Below are 22,838 nucleotides of genomic sequence, written 5' to 3' on the forward strand. Positions count from 1 at the left end.
CACCCCAGGGCGCACAGCACACTAGCGAGGCTCAAGATGCAAAAGGTCACTCCGCTGTACATCGCAGAAGCCACTTCCACCGGCGGTCGCGACGGCAAGTCCCGCTCCAGCGACGGCAAGCTGGAAGTCAAGCTCAATACCCCGAAGGAGTTGGGCGGTGCGGGTGGTGAAGGCACCAACCCCGAGCAGTTGTTCGCCGCTGGCTACTCGGCTTGCTTCATCGGCGCCCTGAAGTTCGTTGCCGGGCAGGAGAAGAAAGCCCTGCCGGCCGATGCCTCGATCACCGCCAAGGTCGGCATCGGGCAGATCCCCGGTGGTTTCGGCCTGGACATCGACCTGCACATCGACCTGCCAGGGTTAGCCCAGGCCGACGCCGAAGGGTTGGTGGAAAAAGCCCACAAGGTCTGCCCATATTCCAACGCCACCCGCGGCAATGTCGATGTGCGTCTGCACGTGACGGTGTAAACCACAGGCACAAAAAAACCCGGCCAAGGCCGGGTTTTTCGTGCTGATCGCAAGAAGAATTACTTCTTGGAACGGCCCTTGAAGCTGTTGTCGCGAGTGTCGATGTCGATCCACTCGTCGATCTGGATGAAGTCGGCAACCGAGATCTCGGTACCGTTCTTCAGCTTGGCAGGCTTCATCACCTTGCCCGAGGTGTCGCCGCGAGCAGCGTTCTCGGTGTAGACGACTTGACGGCTGATGGTGGTCGGCAGTTCTACCGATACCAGGCGGCCTTCGAAGAACACGGCTTCGCAGACGTCTTCCATGCCTTCTTCGATGTACGGCAGAACGGCTTCGATGTCCTCGGCGTTCAGCTCGTACATGGTGTAGTCGGTGGTGTCCATGAAGGTGTATTCGTCACCGTTGATGAACGACAGGGTCGCTTCTTTGCGATCCAGGATCACATCGTCCAGCTTGTCGTCGGCACCGTAGACGGTTTCGGTCTTGTAGCCGGTCAGCAGGTTCTTCAGCTTGGTCTTCATGATCGCGCTGTTACGGCCCGACTTGGTGAACTCAGCTTTCTGTACCAGCCACGGGTCGTTGTCGATACGCAGTACGGTACCGGGTTTCAGTTCTTTACCAGTTTTCATTACGAAGTATCCGAATCTGGATGGATTTATAAAAATCGAGGCCGCGTATCATAGCCAATTTCGGTAAAACTGTACCAGCTTCATGGCAAGGTCCGGCTGAGTGGCCTGGTTGGCGCACCATTGACGGCCGTGCGCCTGCAGTTCGTCCCAGTGCGCCAGCACCCCACGCCAGGCTTGATTCATGTCGCGATGCATGTTCCAGGCGCGCCACAATTCCACCAGCGCATCGGCGGCAGCGGCGGACAACCCCTGGCGATAGAGCGCGAGGAAGGCTTCGAGCTTTTCCCAGTGGGCGTTCTCTTCCTGTACGTAGATGTGCCACAACAACGGCCGCCCCGCCCACTGCGCGCGGACGAACGAGTCCTCGCCGCGCACGGCATTGAAGTCGCAGCTCCAGAGCAGCCGGTCGTAATCGTCCTGGCTGACGAAGGGCAGGATCTGCACGGTCAGCGTGCCACGCTGGCGCTGCGCGCCCACGGCCAGCGTCTGCTCGCCGAGCCAGCTGCACAGGTCGCCGAGGATGCGGCCCTGCGGCACCAGCAGGTGGCTGGGCCGGGTGTCGGCGGCCAGGGCGTCGAGCCAGCCGCCCAGTTGCGCGTTTTCGTAGGCGAACAGCGAGATCAGCCGCGCCCCGGCTGCGGGCTGCACGCCCAACCCTGCAAGAAACGCAGCGCGCTGGCCGGGGTCGGCCTCGAACGCGGCACGGCGCGCCAGCAACGCGCCTTCGCGCAACAGGCCGCCCGTGTTCTCGGTAAAGCCCGGGAAGAAGAACACCTTGCGCAAACCATTGGCCTGGGGCGACGGCAAGCCATGGCAGCCTTCCACCCAGTCTTCGGCACTCAGGTACTCCAGGTTGAGCCACAGCGCAGGCGTCGAGCGCTCGGCCATGGCCTCGATGTACGCCGCCGGCAGTTGGCAACCGAAGGCCCCGATGACCACATCGGCAGGCTCGGCCGGCTGCCAGTCGGCCGGCCAGGCGCGCACCTCGACACCCTGTTGCCACTGCTGGGCGGCATTGGCATCGGCACCGGGGCACAGCGGCACGAAGGCCCCCAGGTCGTCCACCCACAGGCGCACCGCCAGGTCGTGCTCGGCCACCAGTTGCCGGGCCAGGCGCCAGGTGACGCCGATGTCGCCATAGTTGTCGACGACCGTGCAGAAGATATCCCAGGTGGTTTTCATGTGCCCTGCCCTCGCCCCTCGGGTAAACCGCGAATTCTGCGCATAAATTATCCGGGGTTAAAGCGCCGCCGCTGAAAAAATCACCAGAGCCCGTGCGACAATAGCGCTCGACTCGCCTTGCCAGGAGGCCGCCATGGCGCGCCCGCGTGAACTGAAGATTACCCTCAAGCCCATGCAGCTGATTGTCTGCGTGGCCCTGGGCCTGTGGCTCGGTGCCGTGGCGGTGGCCTTGAGTGCGTGGCTGGCGCTGCACCTGTGGCCCGAGCAGACGCAACCGCTGGCCGCGGCCGTGGCGCCGGCCTTGGCCCGTCCGGCACCTGCGCCCCCGGCCGATGCCCAGGGCGAAATGTTCGAGCGCTACAAGGACATCCTGCACAAGCAGGAAATGCAACAGGCCGCAGACGCCGCCCAGGGCAACCCGCGCAACCTGAACAGCCCCAAGTGCCAGTTCTGGCTGCAGCAGAATCGCACCGCGCCGACCGACAAGAGCCAGGCCAACGTGCTGGAGTTCTGCTACCGATGATGGACAAGGCCACCCTGCTGGCGCGCATCAATGCTGCCCTGGAACTGGACATGGAGGTGCTGCGCCGCGCTGCCCAGACCGCCTACGAGGCGGCCACCGCCGAAGAGAACATCGCTGAGAACAAGTACGACACCCTTGGCCTCGAGGCCTCCTACCTGGCCACCGGGCAGGCCCGCCGTACCGCCGAGATCCGCCAGGCGCTGCTGACCTACCAGCAGCTGGCGCTGCGCGATTACGACGCGGCGCGGGGCATCCAGGTGAGCAACCTGGTGACCCTGGAAGACGAGGATGGCGGGCAACGCAGGTTGCTCCTCGGGCCCGAGGCCGCGGGCTTGAAGATTGGCGAGGGCGATGAGCTGGTCACCGTCATCACCCCGCGTTCGCCACTGGGGCAGCAGCTGATGGGCAAGAAGGTCGATGATGAGGTGGGCCTTGGCACACAGGTCTTCTACATCATCGAGGTTGCCTGAGCTGGCCTCAGCTTGCGCGTACTACGCTGGAATATCCGCACCCCAGGGCGCGCTTCCAACTCTTATCAACAGGAGATCGGCATGTCCAAGTCAGCTTCCCTCGAAGGCAAGGTGGCCTTCGTCCAAGGCGGTTCCCGTGGTATCGGCGCCGCCATCGTGCGCCGCCTGGCGCGTGACGGCGCGCAAGTCGCCTTCACCTACGTGAGCTCTGCCGGCCCCGCCCAAGCGCTGGCCGAAGAGGTCAAGGCCGCGGGCGGCCAGGCCCTGGCCCTGCGCGCCGACAGCGCCGACGCCGCCGCGCTGCAACTGGCGGTGGACGACGCCGTGAAGGCCTTCGGCCGCCTGGATATCCTGGTCAACAATGCCGGTGTGCTGGCGATCGCGCCGCTGGCCGAGTTCGACCTGGCGGACTTCGACCGCACCCTCGCGGTCAACGTGCGCAGCGTATTCGTCGCAAGCCAGGCCGCTGCCCGCTACATGGGCCAGGGTGGGCGCATCATCAACATCGGCAGCACAAACGCCGAGCGCATGCCCTTCGCCGGTGGCGCCACGTATGCCATGAGCAAGTCGGCCCTGGTCGGCCTGACCAAGGGCATGGCCCGGGACCTGGGGCCACAGGGGATCACCGTGAACAATGTGCAGCCCGGGCCGGTGGACACCGATATGAACCCGGCCAGCGGCGAATTCGCCGAGAGCCTGATACCGCTGATGGCGATCGGTCGGTATGGGCAGGCGGATGAGATTGCTAGCTTCGTGGCTTATCTGGCCGGGCCTGAGGCGGGTTACATCACCGGGGCCAGTTTGACGGCCGATGGGGGGTTTGCGGCTTGAGTGATGAGTTGGGGCGGTAAGGTTGTATGCTGGTGCAGATATCGAGCGCCGCGCGGGCGTGGGCCTCTTCGCGGGTAAACCCGCTCCTACAGGATCTTCGCTGTTTTCTGAAACCTCGGTGATTCTGTAGGAGCGGGTTTACCCGCGAAGGCCCCCACGCGCTGGCGGCGCTCGATCTCACGGACACTGAAAATCCACAACCAACCGCCCCAACTTCCACTCCTGCCGCAAACGGAACACCCATGAATTCCCCCTCCCTAAGCCGCGCCCTTATCCTGCTGATGGCCGTTGCCACCGGCCTGGCCGTGGCCAGCAATTACTACGCCCAACCCCTGCTGCACAGCATCGCCGAGCAATTCGGCCTGAGCACCGCCAGTGCCGGCAGCATCGTCATCGCTGCGCAACTGAGCTACGGCGCAGGCCTGCTGCTGCTGGCGCCGCTGGGCGACCTGTTCGAACAACGCCGACTGATCGTGATCATGACGGCGATTTCTGCCCTGGGCCTGGTGATCAGCGCCTGTGCACCGAGCCTGCCCTGGCTGATCCTCGGCACCGCCCTGACCGGGCTGTTCTCGGTGGTGGCGCAGATCCTCGTACCACTGGCGGCGACCTTGAGCCAACCCCACCAGCGCGGCCGCGCCGTGGGCACGCTGATGAGCGGCCTGCTGCTGGGCATCCTGCTGGCGCGCACCGCCGCCGGGTTCATGGCCGAAATCGGCGGCTGGCGCAGCATCTACGTGCTGGCCGCGATCCTCATGGCGTTGAGCGCCATCGCCCTGTATCGCAGCCTGCCACGCCACCACAACCACGCCGGCATGAAGTACCCGGCGCTGATCGGCTCGGTGTTCCGGCTGTTCTACGAAGAACCCCTGCTGCGCCTGCGCTCGCTGCTCGGGCTGCTGTCGTTCAGCCTGTTCGGGCTGTTCTGGACCCCGCTGGCGTTCCTCCTCGCCCGTGAGCCCTACCACTATTCCGATGCGGTCATCGGCCTGTTCGGCCTGGCTGGCGCAGCGGGCGCGCTGTCGGCCAACTGGGCCGGGCGCCTGGCCGACCGCGGCAAGGGCTCTCTGGGCACCACCGTGGGCCTGGTGGTACTACTGCTGTCGTGGCTGCCGCTGGGCTTCGCCGAGCACTCGCTGGCCGCGCTGCTGGTCGGCGTACTGCTGCTGGACCTGGCCGTGCAGTTGGTGCACGTGAGCAACCAGAACGCAGTGATCGCCCTGCGCCCGCAGGCGCGCACGCGGATGAACGCCGGCTACATCACCTGCTATTTCATCGGTGGCGCGCTGGGCTCGCTGCTGGGCACGCAGCTGTTCCAGCACCAGGGCTGGAGGGGCATCGTCGTGGCTGGGCTGATGATCGGCACCGTCGCCCTGCTGGTGTGGTGCCTGGCCGAAATCAAGCGCAAACGGGCGCTGCACTCTGTCGCCTGACGGTTGACTTGGCCGATGTCGCGGGGCTCAGTAGGCGCTGATTTCCCTAGTCGATGGCCGCTCACTGACAGGACGACTCGATGACCAGGCTCACGGTGCAATCCGGCGATTTCTTGCAAGGTGAAGGTGAGTTTCGCAATGGTTCGCTGACCCTCAAGACCCTGCGCAGCCCGTCACCGGGCGAGCGCATTTCCCTGGCCCGGGTCAGTGACCTGCGCCTGGCCAGCCTGGAAACCAGCCGCAGCCTCGGCACCGCCCTGGGTTGGGGCATGGCCGGGGCACTAGTCGCTGGGCCCCTGGGGCTGCTGGCCGGGTTGTGGCTGGGTGGCCAGAAAGAGGAAGCGACCTTCCTGGCCACGTTCAAGGATGGGCGCAAGCTGATGGCCAGCACCGACGGCAAGACCTGGTCGAAGATCGACGACAGTTGGCGGCAGCGGCAGCGGGCGGGGGTTTAGAGCCTTTGTGGGGGGTGGCTGGTAAGATGGGCGTTTTGCCTGCACCGGCCCTTTCGCGGGTAAACCCGCTCCTACAGGATTACCGCTGTTTTCTGAAACGGCGGTAATCCTGTAGGAGCGGGTTTACCCGCGAAGGAGCCGGCGCGATCATGCCCCAAGGAACCCCAGCGCATGCCCCTGCTTCGTCCCCGCCTGCCCCTGAGCCTGCTCAGCCTGGGCCTGGCCCTGCACAGCCCCCATGGTTTGGCCGAAGACAGCGTGCAGCTGGCACCCATCGAGGTCGAAGGCGCTGCCATCGATGACGGCTACCAGGCACAGCAGGCCTCGGTAGGGGGCTTCCAGCCCGCGCCGCTGCTCGACACCCCCGCCTCGATCAGCGTGTTCGGCGAACAACTGCTCAAGGACCGCCAGGTCCGCCTGCTCAGCGAAGTCCTGCAGAGCGACGCCTCGGTCGGCGAAAGCTACGCGCCCATCGGCTACTACGAAAACTTCAACGTGCGCGGCTTCGAGCTCAACGCCGCCAGCAGCTACCGCATCAACGGCCAGACCATCGCCGGCGAGCAGAACGTGGCCCTGGAGAACAAGCAGCAGGTCGAGCTGCTCAAGGGGCTGTCCGGCCTGCAGAGCGGCGTGTCGGAGCCCGGTGGGCTGATCGACTATGTGACCAAGCGCGCCGCCGACGTGCGCAGCGTCACCGTGTCTACCAACGCCCAAGGCGAGCGCTACCTGGCCACTGACCTCGGCGGCTGGTTCGGCAGCGAGCGGCAGTTCGGCCTGCGGGTCAACCTGGCCCATGAGGACATCCGCTCCTATGTCGACCATGCCGACGGCAAGCGCGACTTCGCCTCGCTGGCCTTCGACTGGCAGATCAGCGCCGATGCGACCCTGCAGCTGGACGCCGAATACCAGCACCGTGAGCAACGCTCGGTGCCGGGCTACCAGCTGCTGGGCGGCAGCGAAGTGCCGCACGGCATCGACCCGGACGACCGCCTGGCCTACCAGCACTGGGCCAAGCCGGTGCAGAACGACTCGCTGAACCTGGGCGGGCGCTTCCAGTACCGCTTCAGCGACACCTGGAGCGGCACCCTGAGCGCGTCGCGCAGCCAGGTGGTGATCGACGACTACAGTTCGTTCGCCTGGGGCAGCGAAGACGGCTGGCAGTCGCACTTCAGTCCGCAAGGTGATTACGACATCTACGATTTTCGCAGCCCGGACGATACCCGGCGCACCGACGAGGTCCAGGCCACGCTCGAGGGTCGCTTCGATGCCTTGGGCGTCGGCCATGAACTGGTACTCGGCACCAGCGCCCAGCGCCGCACCCTGGAGCAACGGCCGTATTACAACGACCTGATCGGCTCCGGCAACATCTATACCGGCGCGCCCAGCCTGGCCCCCTCGGACAACCCGATCGGCAGCAGCGAGCGGCGCCTGGACAGCCGCCAGTACGGGCTGTTCGCCAGCGACCGCATCACCTTCAGCGACCAATGGCAGGCCTTGCTCGGGGCCCGTGAAGTGCGCCTCGACGAACGCACCTGGGATGAAGACGGCAACGCCGGACGCCATACCCGCCAGTACCAGCTACTGCCCAATGCCGCGCTGATCTACAAGCCACGCCCCGACACCACCCTGTACGCCAGCTACGCCAGGGGGCTGTCGGCCGGTGGCACGGCGCCGTGGTACGCAGTGAACGCCAGCGAAATCCTCGCGCCGACGCTGTCGCATCAACTGGAGCTGGGCATCAAGCGCGACTGGCAGGGCATGAGCTTCAGTGCCGCGCTGTTCCAGATTCGCCAGGCGTATCAGTACGCCAAGCCGCAAGGCAGCGACTTCGTCTACGTGCAGCAAGGCCAGCAGAAGAACATCGGCCTGGAACTGGGCGCCAGCGGCTGGGTGACCTCGAACCTGCAGGTCCAGGCCAGCGCGGCGGCGATCCGGGCGCGGGTGAAGAACAGCGGCACCGAGGCCTACGAGGGGCACCAGGCGATCAACGTGCCGCGCCTGCGCGCGGCGCTGCAGGCCGACTACAGCCTGCCGGTGCCGGGCCTGGCGCTGCTCGCGGGGGCCCGCTACAGCGCCAGCAAGTACGCGAGCCAGGCGGGTAACGTCGAGGTGGGCGGGTATACCGTGTTCGATATCGGCAGCCGCTACCGGACGCAGATCGGCGGGTATGACACGACCCTGCGGTTGACGGTGGACAACCTGTTCGACAAGCGCTATTGGCGCGATGTGGGGGATTACCTGGGTGACAACTATCTGTTCCAGGGGGCGCCGCGGACGGCGCGGTTGTCGGCTTCGGTGGAGTTCTGAGGGATGGCTGGGGCCGCAAAGCGGCCCTAAAAGCAAAAAGCCCCCGCGCTTTTCAGCACGGGGGCTTTTCGGAATGTGGCGGTGAAGAAGGGATTTGAACCCTTGATACGATTTCTCGTATACACACTTTCCAGGCGTGCTCCTTCGACCACTCGGACACTTCACCGTTTCTCTTCAAGCTGTTCAGCCTGTCGAGGCGCGCTAATTTAGTGGAACACCTTTCACTTGGCAAGCATTTTTTTCAGAAATTTCATGCGTTTATGCCAACCCGGCGAAAACACGGGGTTATCAGGGCAAAGCTGCCAATCACGCCTGCGCTTTTACCCGCAGCAAATGCCCTGCCCCGCCAGGCCAGGGCGTGCAGCGCAAACGCTGACTGGCCAGTCAACCTTGCCGCTTTACCTGGCCTGCGGCGCTGGGTAACGTCTGCAGCACGCCACCCCAAGGACTCTGTAAAGGATGCTGTCATGAGCGAGCTGATTACCTACCATGCCGAAGACGGCATCGCCACCCTGACCCTGAACAACGGCAAGGTCAACGCCATCTCGCCCGACCTGATCATCGCCTTCAATGCCGCGCTCGATCGCGCCGTGCAGGAACGCGCGGTGGTGATCATCACCGGCCAGCCGGGCATTCTCTCCGGCGGCTACGACCTCAAGGTGATGACCAGCGGCCCCAAGGAAGCGGTGGGGCTGGTGACCGCAGGCTCCACTTTGGCACGCCGCCTGCTGTCACACCCGTTCCCGGTAGTGGTCGCCTGCACCGGCAATGCCGTGGCCAAGGGCGCCTTCCTGCTGCTGTCGGCAGACTACCGCATCGGCGTCGAGGGGCCGTACAAGATCTGCCTGAACGAAGTGCAGATCGGCATGACCATGCACTACGCCGGCATTGCCCTGGCCCGTGATCGCCTGGGCCGGGCGGCCTTCCAGCGTTCGGTGAACAATGCCGAGGTGTTCGACCCGCACGGCGCGGTGCAGGCCGGCTTCCTCGACCAGGTGGTGCCGCCTGAGCAATTGCAGGAAACCGCCCTGGCTGCGGCCCGCGAGCTGAAGAAGCTGAACATGCTGGCGCACAAGAACACCAAGCTGAAAGTGCGCAAGGCGCTGCTGGAGGAGCTGGACGACGCGATTATCAGTGACCAGGAGTACAAGGGCTGAAACCTGGCCACCCCGATTCCTCTAGGCTTGCCACGATCCCCCCGGTAGGAGCGGCCTTGCCGGGGCGCCGGACATATCCAGCGGGCAGGATCGCGCAGGCCTGGGCATAGGACCCCTGCCCGCTGGGTTTACCCAGACAGTGCACAGTCGTACACTGCGCCGCGACTGTCTGGTGTGAGTCGTATCATGCTCTATTCGCTTCGCATGCTCCTGCTGGCCGTGCACTTCCTGCTGGTTGGCGCCATTGGCCTGCTGATCGGCCTTTGCCGCCCCTTCAACCCCGACAACAGCCGCGTCTTCGCCCGCCTCTACAGCATCCCGGCGAGCTGGCTCATGCGCATCCGGGTCAAGGCCGAGGTCGGCCCGCTGTGGGACCAGCCGCCTGGCTGCGTGATCGTCGCCAATCACCAGTCCAACTTCGACCTGTTCGTGCTCGGCCAGGTCGTGCCCCAGCGCACCGTGGCCATCGGCAAGAAGAGCCTGGGCTGGATCCCGCTGTTCGGCCAGCTGTTCTGGCTGGGCGGCAACGTCCTGGTGGACCGCAAAAATGCCTACCAGGCGCGCAAGGCCCTGCAACTGACCACGCGCATCCTGCGCGACGACACCTCGATCTGGATTTTCCCCGAAGGCACGCGCAACCCCGGCGAGCAGTTGCTGGCCTTCAAGAAAGGCGCGTTTCACATGGCCATCGAAGCCGGCGTGCCGATCGTGCCGGTGTGCGTCAGCCGCTACGCCCGGCGCCTGGACCTGAACAGCTGGCGGCGCCGCACGGTGATCGTGCGCTCGCTGCCACCGATCAGCACGGCCGGCATGACCCAGCAGGACATCCCCGCCCTGATCGAACAATGCCGCGCGCAGATGCAGCAGAGCATCGAGCGCATGGAAAGCGAACTGGCCACGCACCCTTGAGTTGCCCTCGCGCCGCGAACAGACCAAGCTGTAGGGCGTGTTCAACCGGATAAGTGGGCCACCATGGGTCGAGTCGTCGCAGCGGCGGTGTACAGCGCCGGCAGGAAAGTCACCAATATCAGCATCGACGAAGGCAGCGAATGGGCGAGCAAGCCCGGGCACTTCGTCTGGATCGGCCTGGAAGAACCCAACGCCGACGAGCTGGCCAACCTGCAGTGCCAGTTCCACCTTCACGAGCTGGCGATCGAGGACGCCCTGGAAAAGCACAGCCGGCCCAAGCTGGAAACCTTCGGCGACGCGCTGTTCATCGTCACCTATTCACCGGTGCGACACGAAGGCCGGCTGGAGTTCATCGAAACCCACATCTTCGCCGGCAACGGCTACATCATCACGTGCCGCAACGGCCACTCCAAGTCATACGCCCTGGTACGCCAACGCTGCGAGGCGCGGCCACTGTTGCTGGAGCACGGCGAGGACTTCGTGCTGTACGCCCTGCTCGACTTCGTCACCGAGAACTACCAGCCGGTGAGCGAGGCGATCCATGGCGAGATCGAGGAGCTGGAGCGGAGCGTGCTCAGCAATTCCTTGCAGGAAGAAGACATCCAGCGTCTGCACAGCCTGCGCCGCGACATCCTGCGCCTGCGCCGCTACGTGGCACCGATGGTCGAGGTCAGCGAAGAACTGCAGCGCCTGAGCTTCCCGTTCATCGACAAGAACATGCGCCCGTACTTTCGCGACGTGCAGATCCACGTCACGCGGCAGATGGAAGACCTGGCGAGCATCCGCGACATCGCCAGCCAGACCATCGAGATCGGCATGCTGCTGGAGGCGTCACGGCAGAGCATCGTGCAACGCAAGTTCGCCGCCTGGGCGGCGATCCTGGCCTTCCCCACGGCCATTGCCGGGATCTACGGGATGAACTTCCAGAACATGCCCGAGCTGGGTTGGCACTATGGGTATTTCACCGTGCTGGGGATCATCGGGGTGGGCTGTACGGCGTTGTTCGCCAGTTTCAAGCGGTCGGGGTGGCTGTAGATTGTTGGGGCCGCTTTGCGGCCCCGATGCCTCACGCGGCGCTGTCGTTGGCCTTGCTGACCGGATGCTGGATGAAGCGCAGCATCCACTCGCCGACCAGGTCGCCCTGGTGCTCGGTGGCCAGGCTGGCGATGGCCTTGTGGTACACCTCATCGCCCAGGTACTCCTGGCGCGCATCGAGCAGCGCCCGCGAGTAGTCGTGGACGAACTCCGGGTGGCCCTGGAAGCACAGCACCTGGTCGCGGATGTGGTACGCGGCATTCGGGCAGAAGTCGCTGGAAGCGATGACGGTGGCGCCCTCCGGCAGCTCGGTGACCTGGTCCTGATGGCTGATCAGCAGGGTCAGCTCGGACACTTCCGGGTCCATCCACGGCGCATGGGCCGCCAGCGAGTAGCGGTGGATGCCCACGCCCCAGCCCTGCTCGGCCCGCTCGGCCTTGCCGCCGAGGGTCAGTGCCAGCAACTGGTGCCCGAAGCACACGCCCAGCAATTTCTCGCCACGCTCGTACAACTTGAGCAGGTAGGCCTTGAGCGTCTGGATCCAGGGATCGCTGCCGAACGAATCGGCCTTGCTGCCTGTCACCAGATAAGCATCGAAGCGTTCGCCGTCCGGGGGATAGTCCCCGTTCATCACGTTGTACACGAAAAACTGCGCTGCGATCGGCTGGCGCGAGAACAGCTGCTCGAACATCCTTCCGTAGCCCTGGTACTGCGCGGTCAACTCCGGTCGCAGGACATCGGTTTCAAGGATGCAGATGCGTAACGACATAGGGATAGTCCTGGACGACATGGGTGGAAAACTGTTGTAGAGACTGACGCGAAAGACACGTACAAGCAAGTAGGCCGCACTGACGAACGGTCGCATTTTGTCGAGGTGGCATGGGGTGCGGCGCCACTGTCTAGTCAGAGCATGACAGCTAGATGGCAGTTGGCCTCATAGCAACGAGGCATTAGGAGGATAGCGGTTTAGCGCAAAGGGTTCTGAAACAGGGATGATGTTCGCCCTACTGTTGGTTGTATATCCCTTTATCAGAGGCAAGCGGCGCAGGCGTAAGCGTTACGCCACCGCGATCGACCCGAAGCACGACAAGGAAGCCCCACGGGTATTCAGGAATAACAACAAGAAGGCGGTCCGCCATGTTCAGACAATCGAAGCTTCGCCAAGCTGGACTCATTCTGTTCGCCACCACGCTGCTGCTGATCCTGCCGAACCTCACACGCCTGTTCGGATGACTGCGGCTGTGGCCTTGCTGGCAGTGCACAGGTAACCTGCCGACCTCGATGGTTGGAGACCTGCCATGCGCCACTGCCTTGCCCTCATGGCCCTGCTGCTGAGCCTACCGCTGCACGCTGCGCAATTGCACCTGGAACTGGGCGATCTGTCGCGCACCTGGAGCAGCAGCGAGCTGCTGGGCCACTCCCAGGTCCAGGACATCCGGATCGACCAGGACGTTTCGTACAAGCGGCCGATGCGCTACCGCGCCGTGCCGCTGGCGACGCTGCTCGAGGGTGTAGGCGCCGACGACCACCTGCAAGCGGTAGCACTGGATGGCTTCGCCGCCGAAATGCCGGCCGGGCCGTTGCTGAGCACGGGCCCGGCTCGCGCATGGCTGGCGGTCGAAGACCCGGCGCAGCCATGGCCTGCCCTGGCCAAGGGCAAGCCGAGTGCCGGGCCGTTCTACCTGGTCTGGACCCACCCACAGGCAGGCGGCATCCGGCCCGAGCAGTGGCCTTTCCAGATCGCCACGATTCGCCGAATGGCACCGGTGGAGCAGCGCTTTCCGGCGCTGCTGCCCGACCCTACCCTGCCCGCCAACGACCCGGTGCGCCAGGGTTTTGCGCTGTTCCAGCAGAATTGCCTGGTGTGCCATCGACTCAACGGCGCTGGCGATGCGCAGTTCGGGCCGGACCTGAACGTGCCGCACAACCCGACCGAGTATTTTCAGCCGGGCTATTTGCGCCAGTACATTCGTGACCCGCAGAGCCTGCGGCAGTGGCCGCAGGCGCGGATGCCGGGGTTTGGTGAGGGTGTGTTGAGCGACAATGAGCTGGATGCGTTGCTGGCGTATCTGGGGCATATGGCCAAGCGTAGGCCTTAGGATTGGCGCTGGATTCTTCGCGGGGCAAGCCCGCTCCCACAGTTACTGCACTACCGGGAAGGCCGGCGCGGGCGTTGTGGGAGCGGGCTCGCCCCGCGAAGAAGCGATGGGGATGCTTCAGGCCACCGTGCGCTCTTGCTTGACCCCCCAACCTTCGACCTCGCCGCCCAACGGCGAAACCACCTGCTCGAAGGTTTCCTCGAAGTCACCGATCCCACAATAGGTGGCGTACATGACCTTGCTCAGTTCCAGGTGCCAGGCGCCATCGTCGAGCTCGCGCACCTGGGCATTGAGCGACTCGCCGCGAAACTCCCTGGCCGCTCGCCGTGCTCCGGCTTCATCGGGAAACACCGCGTAGAACTCGATGGGGTGAATGCGGGTGAAGTCGAAACCGCCAGCTTTCATCTGGCGCAGGACATTGCTGCTGATATCGTCGTTCTGGCTGCTGCTCATGAATCGTCCTCCTAACAAGCGATGGATAGACTTTCCGTGCACTGCGCACCCACCAGCGAGGCCGGCGGGTGGAGTTGTTAGAGCTGATGCAAGACGCGAATCGAAACAGTGCGGCCCGCAAGGAAGACCAGCACCTTCCACCAGCGTAGTGCCTGGCAGGGCGCTACGCCACTAAGCGGCTCTGGCCGAATCAGGGTGCTTCCTGAATGCTGGTGATGGTCACGCCGTTCTGCTCCTTGAGCCAACGTGCCGTGGGAGAGGGGGTACGGTCCTGGAAATCGTTGAGGTCCAGTTCATCCATGACCGGGAACAGGTGCGAACGAATGGCCCGCGCCGCATCTTCTTCGCTGGGGCGCTGATCGGCCTGCAGCAACAGCGAGGTTGGTTCGCCTTTCTGGTCGGCGAAGATGACTTCCCACGCTTTCATCGAATGAGCCCTCTCAGTCAAGAAACACCAGTGTGTGATGCCTGTATACCTTGACCTTGCAGGGGTAGGGTTCGTTCAGTCGCAGCAATGGGGGCCGCCAGGCGGCCCCCGCTGGCATTACTTCGGCGTGCCGTGGACCACACCGGCGGTGTTGTCCAGCAGGCTCTTGGTGGCGGTCTGGATGTACGCCTCGAGCTTCTTCAGCATCTCGGGCTGGTCCGGGCTTTCGATCAGCTCGGCCTTGAACTGGCTGCCCAGCTGGTAGCGGTACAGACGCGGGCTCATGTCCTTGGACTCGATGAGGATGCGATCACCCTGCACCAGGCCGACGATCTGCTCGCTGCCCGAAGGCTTGATCATGCCCACGCCCTGATCGCCCTCAGGCAGGTTGAGCAGGTCGCGCCCCCAGCACTGGTGGCGCGCCTGGCCGCCGAGGCGGCCCATGATGGTCGGCACGATGTCGACCTGGGTACCTACGGTGTGGTCGACCGCACCGAACTTCTCCTGGATGCCCGGAGCGATCAGCAGCAGCGGCACGTTGAAGCGGCCCAGGTCGAGTTCGGTGACCTGGTCGTGGTTGCCGAAGCCGTGGTCGCCGACGATGACGAACAGGGTGTCCTTGAAGTACGGCTCCTTGCGCGCCTTCTCGAAGAACTGGCCCAGCGCCCAGTCGGAGTAACGCATGGCGGTCAGGTGTTCGTCCAGGCGGCCTTGGCCGGTGACCTTCTCGACCGGCAGGTCCTTGGGCAGCGCGTACGGGGTGTGGTTGGACAGGGTCTGCAGCAGCGCGTAGATCGGCTTCTTGCCATCGTGCTTGGCCAGTTCCTGAGCGCCGCGGTCGAACATGTCCTGGTCGGACACACCCCAGGTCGGGTCGGAGAACACCGGGTCGACGAAGTCGTTGCGGCCGATGAAGGTGGTCATGCCCTGGTTGCCGAAGAACCCGGACTGGTTGTCCCAGGCGAAGTCGCCGTTGTAGACGTAGACGTCGTCGTAGTCACGGGCGCTGAGCAGGGCCGGGAGGCCAGACAGCTTGTGCCCGCCTTCCGGGGTCTGCATCAGGTATTCGAAACCTGGCAGGTTGGGGAAGCAGGCCATGGTGGCGAACATGCCCTGGTGGGTATGGGTGCCGTTGGAGAAGAAGCGGTCGAACAGCAGACCCTCCTTGGCCAGCTTGTCGAAGTTCGGGGTGATGTTGTTCGGGCTGCCCAGGGCGCCCACCGAGTGGCCGGCGAAGCTCTCCATGAGGATCACCACGACGTTCTTGACCGGCAGGGTGCGATCGGCCGGCGGCAGGAAGTCGCGGCGCACGGCGGCTTCGTCGGCATCGACCAGTGTGTCGTGCGGGGTCAGCAGCAGGTCGCGCACGTTCTGCGTGGCCACGCCCTGCTCGAGCACGGGCTTCCAGATGTTGGCGCGGTCTTCGCCGAATCGGCTCTTGGCGGCGTCGATCAGGGTCAGGGTGCCGTTCAGGCCGAGCTGGTTGACGAAGTTCGAGTCGGTGGTGAAGGCATCGCCCCAACGCATCGGCGGGCCCTGGCGCAGAGTGCCGCGAGCGGCGACCACAGCAACCAGCAGGACCACCATGAACACCGCCAGGCGGTTGTACCACGCCGTCACCGGCCGACCCGAGCCGCGGGTGATGCGGTCGATGCCCTTGAACAGCAGGCTCAGCAGCCAGGTGCCGACCAGCCACGCCAGGATATAGCGAACCACCGGGAAGCCGTACCAGAGCATGCTCAGCACGGTCTTGGGGTCTTCCTTGATGTACTGGAACACCAGGCCGTTCAGGCGTTGGTGGAACTCGCGGTAGAAGTCCATCTCCATCAGGCCGAGGAACATCACCACGCTGGCGGACAGGGTCAACCAGAAACGGAAGAAGCCACGACGGGCCATGGCCCAGGGGCTGAGGCAGGCCAGCAGCAGCGGGATGCTCAGGTACACCACCACCCGCAGGTCGAAACGCAGGCCATTGAGGAAGCCCTCGCCGACGGTCGAATAGGGGGTGTCGCCGATCATGTCGCTGTTGTACACCAGCAGCGCCAGGCGCACGAGGCTGAGCATGAGCATGATCGCCAGGCCGCTGAGCAGCGTGTAGGCCAGGTGGGACTTCAGGGTAGGCGCGTAGGCGGCTCGCGCGCCCTGTTGCTTCAGGGCATCCGTGTTAGCCATGAATGGAGGGATCCTAGGATTGCGGTTTGCGAAGAGGTGCGGGTTGAGACCAACGCAGTATTGTGCGGCGGGGATTCTGTTTAAACCAGTGTGAAAATTTTGTCACTGGGCTGTTTCGGACTTTGTCTGGACCGGGCGTTTGGCCAGCAACGCGGTTCAGATCCGCACATCGCCCCGCGGCCCGGCGATGGCCCAGATCACCAGGCCGATCACCGGCAGCAAGGCGATCAGCAGGATCCACAATACCTTCACGCCGATTTCCCGAGGGCTCTTGAGCACATTGAGGATGGCCCAGATATCCAGGGCAAGGATGATCAGCCCGACCAGGCCGTTGAAGGTGGACCCCATGTGAAAGCTCCCTTTCATGTGCTTTGCTGCTCAGCATAGCCCTATCGCGCCGATAGAAGGGAATCCTTGGCTGCTTGGCCGGGTCAGTGGATAGACTGCTTGCATTAGATGATCGAGAGGTGCCCATGCCCCCAGCCAATACCCCCACTGCCGAGCCCGGCAACCTGTTGCACGCCTGGCGCCAGCAGGCCATCGATTCGCCCTGGCTCAGCGCCGGCCTGGGCGCCAGCCTGCTGGTGGTACTGGTGCTGCTGGCCATCAGCATCTGGAATGCGGTGCACGGCGAGCACGCGCACAACCTGCACCTGGCGGTGCTCGGCGGCTTGTCGGGGTTCGGGGCCACGGCCCTGGGCGCGGTGCTGGCGGTGGTGCTGCGCGATGTCAGCACGCGCAGCCAGGACGTGATGCTGGGCTTCGCCGCCGGCATGATGCTCGCCGCCAGTTCGTTCTCGCTGATCCTGCCGGGCCTGGACGCCGCCCGGGAGATCACCGGCAACGGCCCTGCGGCGGCCTTCACCGTGGTGCTGGGCATGGCGCTGGGTGTTCTGCTGATGCTCGGCCTCGACCGCTTCACCCCGCACGAGCACGAAACCGTCGGCGCCTGCGGACCGCATTCGGACCGCATCAGCCGGGTGTGGCTGTTCGTGCTGGCGATCACCTTGCACAACCTGCCCGAAGGCATGGCCATCGGCGTGAGCTTCACCAACGGTGACATGAGCGTCGGCCTGCCGCTGACCAGCGCCATCGCCATCCAGGACATTCCTGAAGGCCTTGCAGTGGCCATGGCCTTGCGCGCCACCGGGCTGTCGAACCTGAAGGCAGCACTGGTGGCGATCGGCTCAGGCCTGATGGAGCCGCTGGGGGCGGTGATCGGGCTGGGGATCTCGACCGGCTTCGCCCTCGCCTACCCGGTCAGCATGGGGTTGGCGGCGGGGGCGATGATCTTCGTGGTGTCGCACGAAGTGATTCCGGAAACCCACCGTAACGGGCACCAGACGTCGGCGACGCTGGGGTTGATGGGTGGGTTCGCGGTGATGATGTTTCTGGATACGGCGTTGGGTTAGGAACCGCATCGCTTGCGACCTGTGTAGGAGCGGCCTTGCCGGGGCGCCGGACCGGCCGGATGGGGCGCAAGGCCGCTCCTACAGGGATTGCGTCAGTCTTTGCAATCAGACGTGCACCGCGACCTTCAACGCCTCCAGCGCCGGCTCGACCTTGATCCCCAGCTCGGCGCCCAACTCCAGCACCCGGGCCAGATCCCGCTGGCCGACCATCACCATCTGCAACTCGTCATCGAGCAACTGGCTGAAGTTGAGCAGCACGTAGCCCCCCGCTTCCTTGTTCAACGCGCCCATCTGCACCTGAATACGGTTGAGCGCGGTCAGTGGCTCGGTACGCGCCAGTTGCTTGGCCTTGAGGGTGAACGCCACGCTCTGATCGAACGAATCGCTGATCTGCTGGAACAGGTCCTGGTAGCTGTCGGCCTGGAACACCACGGTGTCCGGCAGGCTGCCGAGCACCACCCACTCGCCCAGCGGGATCGGGAAGCTGTCGTCGTAGTTGATGTCCGGGTTGGCGGCCAGGAAGCCGGCGGGGTCGGCGTAGGCCTGGGCGGCTTCATCGGCGATGCGCTCGATGTCCTGCTCGCGCATGCAGCCGGCGCCTATGAGGCTGATGAATTCGAGCAACTGGTTTTTCATGAAGGGGCCTGCGGCGGGTGAAAAGTCGCCAAGGATAGCCGCAAAAGCCCCCGGACAGTTAGCCGGCCAGCACCTGCAGGCGCGCCGCAGCATCCACCGCACCCATGGTCTGCGCCGCCATCAGCGCCGTGGCGCCGCGGGCGTCCTGGTGCGCCGGGTTGGCCCCGTGGGCCAGCAGGTAGTCGAGGATCTCGCCACGGTTGAACATGGCCGCCAGCATCAGTGCGGTGCGCCCGTCCTGGGCGGCGGCATCCACCGGCACGCCGTGGTCGAGCAGCAACTGGATCATCGGCAGGTCGCCCTTGAACGCCGCGCCGGCAATCGGCAACTGGCCATTGTCGTTGGCGATCAGCGGATCGGCGCCATGGGCCAGCAACACCCGTACGGCGTCATGGTGGCCGTGGTAGCTGGCCAGCATCAGCAGCGTATCGCCCTTGTGGTTGCGCAGGTTGGCCGGCAGGCCGCTGGCGAGCAGGCGCTCGAGCATTTCGGCATCGCCCTGGCGGGCGCGTTCGAATACCTGTGCGGCGAACGCGGCCGCTTCATCGTCGGTCATCTGGGTAGACACGAGCTGGTCGGACATCTGGAACCTCCTGGCGTAAAAGATTGCCCAAGTGTTCGTCAGGCATGCGCCAAGGGTCAAAGGTTCAGAATCTATGGGGGCAATAGCTTCGTGCAAATTGCACTGTGCAAAATGCACGACCTTGCAGGCTGCACGAAAAGGTTTCTGTGAAAACCACTCAAAGCCCTGATTTTAAAGGACTTTTTGAATAATCGAGATCTGGCACGGTCGCTGCAACTATCAACTCACGTCTGCCAACATATTCAGTCAGGAGTTGATATGGACCTCATCCAGGAAAAATTCGTCTCGGTGTTCTCGGCCTATCAGGTTGCCACCCAGGCCCGCCCCGATGGCGGCGTACTGCTGACCCTGCGCGCCGCCGACGGCAAGGTGACCCGCCGCGTGTTGACCTACGGGCAACTGCACAGTGCCGAGCAGCTGTCCTGGGCGATCAGCGCCATTCGCCGTGACCTGGCTGAGCAGGCCAGTGAATTGCCGGTGATTTCGCACTTGCAGAGCCAGCAGCGGTTTGCATTGCCGACCTATCGTTGATTTCTCCTGCTACGGCCCTTTCGCGGGTAAACCCGCTCCTACACGCATCACGCGCTCCCTGTAGGAGCGGCTTTAGCCGCGAAGAGGCCGGCCCAGGCTTTAGAGCTCGTCGATCCCCAAAAATTCCCGTGCACTCTGGTCCCCGGTAAACACTGCCTGCGCCCCCTGCTCGTCAGCAAACAAGCGCAGCGCCAGGCAAAACGGATTATCCCCCAGCTCCACCCAGCGCCGCGTCCCCGCCGGCACCACCAGCCGATCGCCCTTCTCGCACAACACCGCATACACCTGCTCACCCAGGCGCAGCCCGACCTGGGCCCGTCCGCTGACTACCGCGAACACTTCCTCGGCCCCCTGCACATGCTCGTCGCGCACATCGACCTGCGCCGGATCGGCGCCATCACGGTTGAGCAGCTGGTACGCCACACTGCCCTGTGCGGTCATCAGCTGGTCGAGGTATTCACGGCAGGCCGCCAGTGCCTCTTCGGCGCTCCCCCCCGGCCGTACGCGCAGCTCCAGCGGAGCGTGGGCGAAGCCGACGCCCTGCTCGGCCAGGGTCGCGGCGATGTCGTCGTGATGGGTCAGCACCTTGTGCGGCGAGGCGGGGCTTGCAGGGTGGAAAACGCAGAGGATGCTCATCAGGGGCTTGTCCTGGTCGATGGCGAACGGAAGGCAATGATAACGGCTGCAGCCAAGGCTGCGGCGCTGGCCATACCAAAGGTGAAGGCCGGGCCCAGCTGGTTCCAGCTGTAGCCCGAATACAAGGCGCCCAACGCCCCGCCGGTGCCCGACAGCGCCGCGTACAGCGCCTGGCCCTGACCTTGCTGGCGGGCGCCGAAGCTGGCCTGGACGAAGGCGATGGAGGCTGCGTGGAAGCAGCCGAAGGTGGCAGCGTGCAGTAACTGGGCGAAGATCAGCACAGCGGGCTCGTTGGCCAGGTTGCCGAGCAGCAGCCAGCGCAACGCGGCCAGCAGGAAACTCAGCAGCAGCACGCGCTGTACCGAAAAGCGCGCGAACACGCGGCTCATCAGCATGAACATCAGCACTTCGGCCACCACCCCCAGCGCCCACAGCAGGCCGATTTCGCCACGGCTGTAGCCCAGGTGCTCGAGGTGCAGGGTGAGGAAGGTGTAGTACGGGCCGTGGCTCAGTTGCATCAGCGCCACGCAGGCATAGAACGCCAGTACCCCGGGGGCCAGCAGCTGGCGCAGGAAGCCACCGGCCGCGGTGCGCTCGCCCTGCTCCGCTGGCTGGGCGTTGGGCACCCACAGGCTGGCGGCGACGATGCCGGCCATGATCACCAGGATGGCCACCGGGTAAACGTCCAGGCTCAGCCACTCGAACAACCGGCCCAGGCCGACCACGGTGAGGATGAAGCCGATCGAACCCCACAAGCGCACCTGGCTGTAGCGTGAGGTCTGGCCGTGCAGGTGGGCCAGGGTGATCACCTCGAACTGGGGGAGCACGGCATGCCAGAAGAAGGCGTGCAGGGCCATCACCAGCGCCAGCCAGGCATAGCTCTTGGCGAAGAAGATCAGCGAGAACGAGGCCAGCGTCGACAGCGCGCCGAGGCGCACGATCAGCAGCCGCTGGCCACTGCGGTCGCCCAGCCAGCCCCACAGGTTGGGGGCGATGCAGCGCATCAGCATAGGAATGGCCACCAGCTCGCCGATGCGCGCTGGGGGGAAGCCCAGGTGGTCGAAGTACAGCGCCAGGAACGGGGCGGTGCCGCCGAGCAGGGCGAAGTAGAAGAGGTAGAAGCTGGACAGGCGCCAGTAGGGGATTGGGGGCATAGGGGGAGCCGGTTCAGGGTTGCCTGTATCGGCCCTTTCGCGGGTGAACCCGCTCCTACAGGGGGCACGCAACCCTCTGTAGGAGCGGGTTTACCCGCGAAAGGGCCAGCCCAGTAAAAACATGGACAACAGACGAATCAGAGCTGGCCCAGTACCGGCGTGTTCACCTTCACCTCGGCATTCTGCCCCCGATGACGCAGCAGGTGGTCCATCAACGCGATGGCCATCATCGCCTCGGCGATCGGCGTTGCCCGGATGCCCACGCAAGGGTCGTGACGGCCCTTGGTGATGACCTCCACCGGGTTGCCATCGACATCGATCGAACGGCCCGGGGTGGTGATGCTCGACGTCGGCTTCAGCGCCAGGTGGGCGACGATCGGCTGGCCCGAGGAAATACCGCCGAGGATGCCCCCGGCGTTGTTGCTGAGGAAGCCCTCCGGGGTCAGCTCGTCACGGTGCTCGGTGCCACGCTGGGCGACACTGGCGAAGCCGGCGCCGATTTCCACGCCCTTGACCGCGTTGATGCTCATCAGGGCATGGGCCAGCTCGGCATCCAGGCGATCGAAGATCGGCTCGCCCAGGCCCGGCATCACACCTTCGGCGACCACGGTGATCTTGGCGCCGACCGAATCCTGGTCGCGGCGCAGCTGGTCCATGTAGGCCTCCAGCTCCGGCACCTTGTCCGGGTCGGGGCTGAAGAAGGCGTTCTGCTCGACCGAGTCCCAGGTCTTGAAGGGGATTTCGATCGGGCCGAGCTGGCTCATGTAGCCGCGCACGCGAATGCCCTGGGTGGCCAGGTACTTCTTGGCGATGGCACCGGCAGCCACGCGCATGGCGGTTTCGCGGGCCGAGCTGCGACCGCCGCCACGGTAGTCGCGGGTGCCGTACTTGTGGTGGTAGGTATAGTCGGCGTGGGCCGGGCGGAACAGGTCCTTGATCGCCGAGTAGTCCTTGGACTTCTGGTCGGTGTTGCGGATCAGCAGGCCGATCGAACAACCGGTGGTACGGCCTTCGAACACGCCAGAGAGGATCTCCACCTCGTCAGGCTCCTGGCGCTGGGTGGTATGCCGGCTGGTGCCCGGCTTGCGGCGGTCGAGGTCGTGCTGCAGGTCGGCCAGGGACAGCTCGAGGCCCGGTGGGCAACCATCGACAATGGCGACCAACGCCGGGCCATGGCTTTCGCCAGCGGTGGTGACAGTGAACAGCTTGCCGTAGGTATTGCCGGACATGGACGCTCCGCGAGTCTGCCTGAAGTGAATGAGAGCGGCAGTATACGCTGGAGGCATTGAGATTTGCAGCGCGGCGGACATCGAGCGCCGCGCGGGCGGCGCGCGATATC

Annotated in this window: 25 protein-coding genes and 1 tRNA gene; 13 read left to right on the plus strand and 13 right to left on the minus strand. The window is 64.7% G+C overall.

Features of this window, described 5'->3' with window-relative positions:
• Nucleotides 1-36 precede the first annotated feature (36 nt).
• Nucleotides 37-465: an organic hydroperoxide resistance protein gene (locus IAE37_RS24210; protein WP_201177696.1), complete on the plus strand. Its 429-nt coding sequence runs from the start codon at nucleotides 37-39 to the stop codon at nucleotides 463-465.
• Nucleotides 466-524: 59 nt separating this feature from the next.
• On the opposite strand, the gene efp is transcribed toward IAE37_RS24210, so the two are convergent.
• Together efp and earP are read right to left on the minus strand one after the other, a co-directional pair.
• Entirely contained in the window at nucleotides 525-1,094 is a 570-nt protein-coding gene (gene efp / locus IAE37_RS24215; protein ID WP_013971530.1) for an elongation factor P, read from the minus strand.
• Between the two features lie 48 nt (nucleotides 1,095-1,142).
• Complete coding sequence (earP, locus tag IAE37_RS24220; protein WP_201177698.1) at nucleotides 1,143-2,276, minus strand: elongation factor P maturation arginine rhamnosyltransferase EarP; 1,134 nt, start codon at nucleotides 2,274-2,276, stop codon at nucleotides 1,143-1,145.
• Between the two features lie 133 nt (nucleotides 2,277-2,409).
• Here earP and IAE37_RS24225 point away from each other — a divergent pair, with 133 nt between their 5' ends.
• From IAE37_RS24225 to IAE37_RS24250, 6 genes are all read left to right on the plus strand, one after another.
• The gene (locus tag IAE37_RS24225) at nucleotides 2,410-2,799 is read left to right on the plus strand and encodes a hypothetical protein (RefSeq protein ID WP_201177700.1); all 390 of its coding nucleotides are present in this window, start codon (nucleotides 2,410-2,412) and stop codon (nucleotides 2,797-2,799) included.
• Nucleotides 2,799-3,269, plus strand: a complete 471-nt coding sequence (locus IAE37_RS24230) for a GreA/GreB family elongation factor (protein WP_201177750.1) — start codon at nucleotides 2,799-2,801, stop codon at nucleotides 3,267-3,269. Before IAE37_RS24225 ends, IAE37_RS24230 begins: the two co-directional genes overlap by 1 nt.
• Nucleotides 3,270-3,350: 81 nt before the next feature.
• Nucleotides 3,351-4,100 carry a 3-oxoacyl-ACP reductase family protein gene (locus IAE37_RS24235; protein ID WP_201177703.1) on the plus strand — a complete coding sequence of 250 codons (750 nt, stop codon included), beginning with the start codon at nucleotides 3,351-3,353 and terminating at the stop codon, nucleotides 4,098-4,100.
• Nucleotides 4,101-4,342: 242 nt separating this feature from the next.
• Nucleotides 4,343-5,533, plus strand: a complete 1,191-nt coding sequence (locus tag IAE37_RS24240; RefSeq protein WP_201177705.1) for an MFS transporter — start codon at nucleotides 4,343-4,345, stop codon at nucleotides 5,531-5,533.
• An 80-nt stretch (nucleotides 5,534-5,613) separates the two neighbouring features.
• The gene (locus IAE37_RS24245) at nucleotides 5,614-5,988 is read left to right on the plus strand and encodes a hypothetical protein (protein WP_201177707.1); all 375 of its coding nucleotides are present in this window, start codon (nucleotides 5,614-5,616) and stop codon (nucleotides 5,986-5,988) included.
• Between the two features lie 171 nt (nucleotides 5,989-6,159).
• The gene (locus IAE37_RS24250) at nucleotides 6,160-8,295 is read left to right on the plus strand and encodes a TonB-dependent siderophore receptor (RefSeq protein WP_201177709.1); all 2,136 of its coding nucleotides are present in this window, start codon (nucleotides 6,160-6,162) and stop codon (nucleotides 8,293-8,295) included.
• A 76-nt stretch (nucleotides 8,296-8,371) separates the two neighbouring features.
• Here the strand turns inward: IAE37_RS24250 and IAE37_RS24255 are convergent.
• Nucleotides 8,372-8,461: transfer RNA gene (locus IAE37_RS24255), tRNA-Ser, on the minus strand.
• A gap of 301 nt (nucleotides 8,462-8,762) precedes the next feature.
• Here IAE37_RS24255 and IAE37_RS24260 point away from each other — a divergent pair.
• The 3 genes from IAE37_RS24260 (at nucleotide 8,763) to IAE37_RS24270 (ending at nucleotide 11,396) form a co-directional block, all read left to right on the plus strand.
• Nucleotides 8,763-9,452 carry a crotonase/enoyl-CoA hydratase family protein gene (locus IAE37_RS24260; RefSeq protein ID WP_201177711.1) on the plus strand — a complete coding sequence of 230 codons (690 nt, stop codon included), beginning with the start codon at nucleotides 8,763-8,765 and terminating at the stop codon, nucleotides 9,450-9,452.
• Between the two features lie 186 nt (nucleotides 9,453-9,638).
• The gene (locus IAE37_RS24265) at nucleotides 9,639-10,361 is read left to right on the plus strand and encodes a lysophospholipid acyltransferase family protein (RefSeq protein ID WP_201177713.1); all 723 of its coding nucleotides are present in this window, start codon (nucleotides 9,639-9,641) and stop codon (nucleotides 10,359-10,361) included.
• Nucleotides 10,362-10,424: 63 nt separating this feature from the next.
• Nucleotides 10,425-11,396: a magnesium and cobalt transport protein CorA gene (locus IAE37_RS24270; RefSeq protein WP_201177715.1), complete on the plus strand. Its 972-nt coding sequence runs from the start codon at nucleotides 10,425-10,427 to the stop codon at nucleotides 11,394-11,396.
• A gap of 31 nt (nucleotides 11,397-11,427) precedes the next feature.
• Here the strand turns inward: IAE37_RS24270 and IAE37_RS24275 are convergent, their stop codons facing one another.
• The gene (locus IAE37_RS24275; protein WP_201177717.1) at nucleotides 11,428-12,165 is read right to left on the minus strand and encodes an amidotransferase; all 738 of its coding nucleotides are present in this window, start codon (nucleotides 12,163-12,165) and stop codon (nucleotides 11,428-11,430) included.
• A gap of 529 nt (nucleotides 12,166-12,694) precedes the next feature.
• Here IAE37_RS24275 and IAE37_RS24280 point away from each other — a divergent pair.
• Nucleotides 12,695-13,495, plus strand: a complete 801-nt coding sequence (locus IAE37_RS24280) for a c-type cytochrome (RefSeq protein WP_201177719.1) — start codon at nucleotides 12,695-12,697, stop codon at nucleotides 13,493-13,495.
• 117 nt (nucleotides 13,496-13,612) lie between these two features.
• On the opposite strand, the gene IAE37_RS24285 is transcribed toward IAE37_RS24280, so the two are convergent.
• The 4 genes from IAE37_RS24285 to IAE37_RS24300 all read right to left on the minus strand — a co-directional run bounded on the left by IAE37_RS24285 (nucleotide 13,613) and on the right by IAE37_RS24300 (nucleotide 16,895).
• Nucleotides 13,613-13,948, minus strand: a complete 336-nt coding sequence (locus tag IAE37_RS24285; RefSeq protein WP_201177721.1) for a ribonuclease E inhibitor RraB — start codon at nucleotides 13,946-13,948, stop codon at nucleotides 13,613-13,615.
• 190 nt (nucleotides 13,949-14,138) lie between these two features.
• Entirely contained in the window at nucleotides 14,139-14,375 is a 237-nt protein-coding gene (locus IAE37_RS24290) for a hypothetical protein (RefSeq protein ID WP_201177723.1), read from the minus strand.
• A 117-nt stretch (nucleotides 14,376-14,492) separates the two neighbouring features.
• Entirely contained in the window at nucleotides 14,493-16,547 is a 2,055-nt protein-coding gene (locus tag IAE37_RS24295; protein WP_201177725.1) for an LTA synthase family protein, read from the minus strand.
• Nucleotides 16,548-16,703: 156 nt separating this feature from the next.
• The gene (locus tag IAE37_RS24300) at nucleotides 16,704-16,895 is read right to left on the minus strand and encodes a PLD nuclease N-terminal domain-containing protein (RefSeq protein WP_201177727.1); all 192 of its coding nucleotides are present in this window, start codon (nucleotides 16,893-16,895) and stop codon (nucleotides 16,704-16,706) included.
• A 125-nt stretch (nucleotides 16,896-17,020) separates the two neighbouring features.
• Here IAE37_RS24300 and IAE37_RS24305 point away from each other — a divergent pair, with 125 nt between their 5' ends.
• Nucleotides 17,021-17,959: a ZIP family metal transporter gene (locus tag IAE37_RS24305; RefSeq protein ID WP_201177729.1), complete on the plus strand. Its 939-nt coding sequence runs from the start codon at nucleotides 17,021-17,023 to the stop codon at nucleotides 17,957-17,959.
• Between the two features lie 105 nt (nucleotides 17,960-18,064).
• Here IAE37_RS24305 and IAE37_RS24310 read toward each other — a convergent pair whose 3' ends face one another.
• Nucleotides 18,065-18,595, minus strand: coding sequence for a hypothetical protein (locus tag IAE37_RS24310; protein ID WP_201177731.1), 531 nt, complete (start codon nucleotides 18,593-18,595; stop codon nucleotides 18,065-18,067).
• A gap of 58 nt (nucleotides 18,596-18,653) precedes the next feature.
• Entirely contained in the window at nucleotides 18,654-19,178 is a 525-nt protein-coding gene (locus IAE37_RS24315) for an ankyrin repeat domain-containing protein (RefSeq protein ID WP_201177733.1), read from the minus strand.
• 258 nt (nucleotides 19,179-19,436) lie between these two features.
• On the opposite strand from IAE37_RS24315, the gene IAE37_RS24320 reads away from it, so the two are divergent.
• Complete coding sequence (locus IAE37_RS24320; protein WP_201177735.1) at nucleotides 19,437-19,709, plus strand: DUF3509 domain-containing protein; 273 nt, start codon at nucleotides 19,437-19,439, stop codon at nucleotides 19,707-19,709.
• Nucleotides 19,710-19,808: 99 nt separating this feature from the next.
• Here the strand turns inward: IAE37_RS24320 and IAE37_RS24325 are convergent, their stop codons facing one another.
• The 3 genes from IAE37_RS24325 to aroC all read right to left on the minus strand — a co-directional run bounded on the left by IAE37_RS24325 (nucleotide 19,809) and on the right by aroC (nucleotide 22,728).
• The gene (locus tag IAE37_RS24325) at nucleotides 19,809-20,345 is read right to left on the minus strand and encodes an oxidase (RefSeq protein ID WP_201177737.1); all 537 of its coding nucleotides are present in this window, start codon (nucleotides 20,343-20,345) and stop codon (nucleotides 19,809-19,811) included.
• Nucleotides 20,345-21,499, minus strand: a complete 1,155-nt coding sequence (locus IAE37_RS24330; protein ID WP_201177739.1) for an MFS transporter — start codon at nucleotides 21,497-21,499, stop codon at nucleotides 20,345-20,347. The genes IAE37_RS24325 and IAE37_RS24330 overlap by 1 nt, the downstream gene beginning before the upstream one ends.
• Nucleotides 21,500-21,636: 137 nt before the next feature.
• Entirely contained in the window at nucleotides 21,637-22,728 is a 1,092-nt protein-coding gene (gene aroC, locus IAE37_RS24335) for a chorismate synthase (protein ID WP_201177746.1), read from the minus strand.
• Nucleotides 22,729-22,838: the final 110 nt, after the last annotated feature.

The organism is Pseudomonas sp. S31 (assembly GCF_016648105.1).
GTDB lineage: Bacteria > Pseudomonadota > Gammaproteobacteria > Pseudomonadales > Pseudomonadaceae > Aquipseudomonas.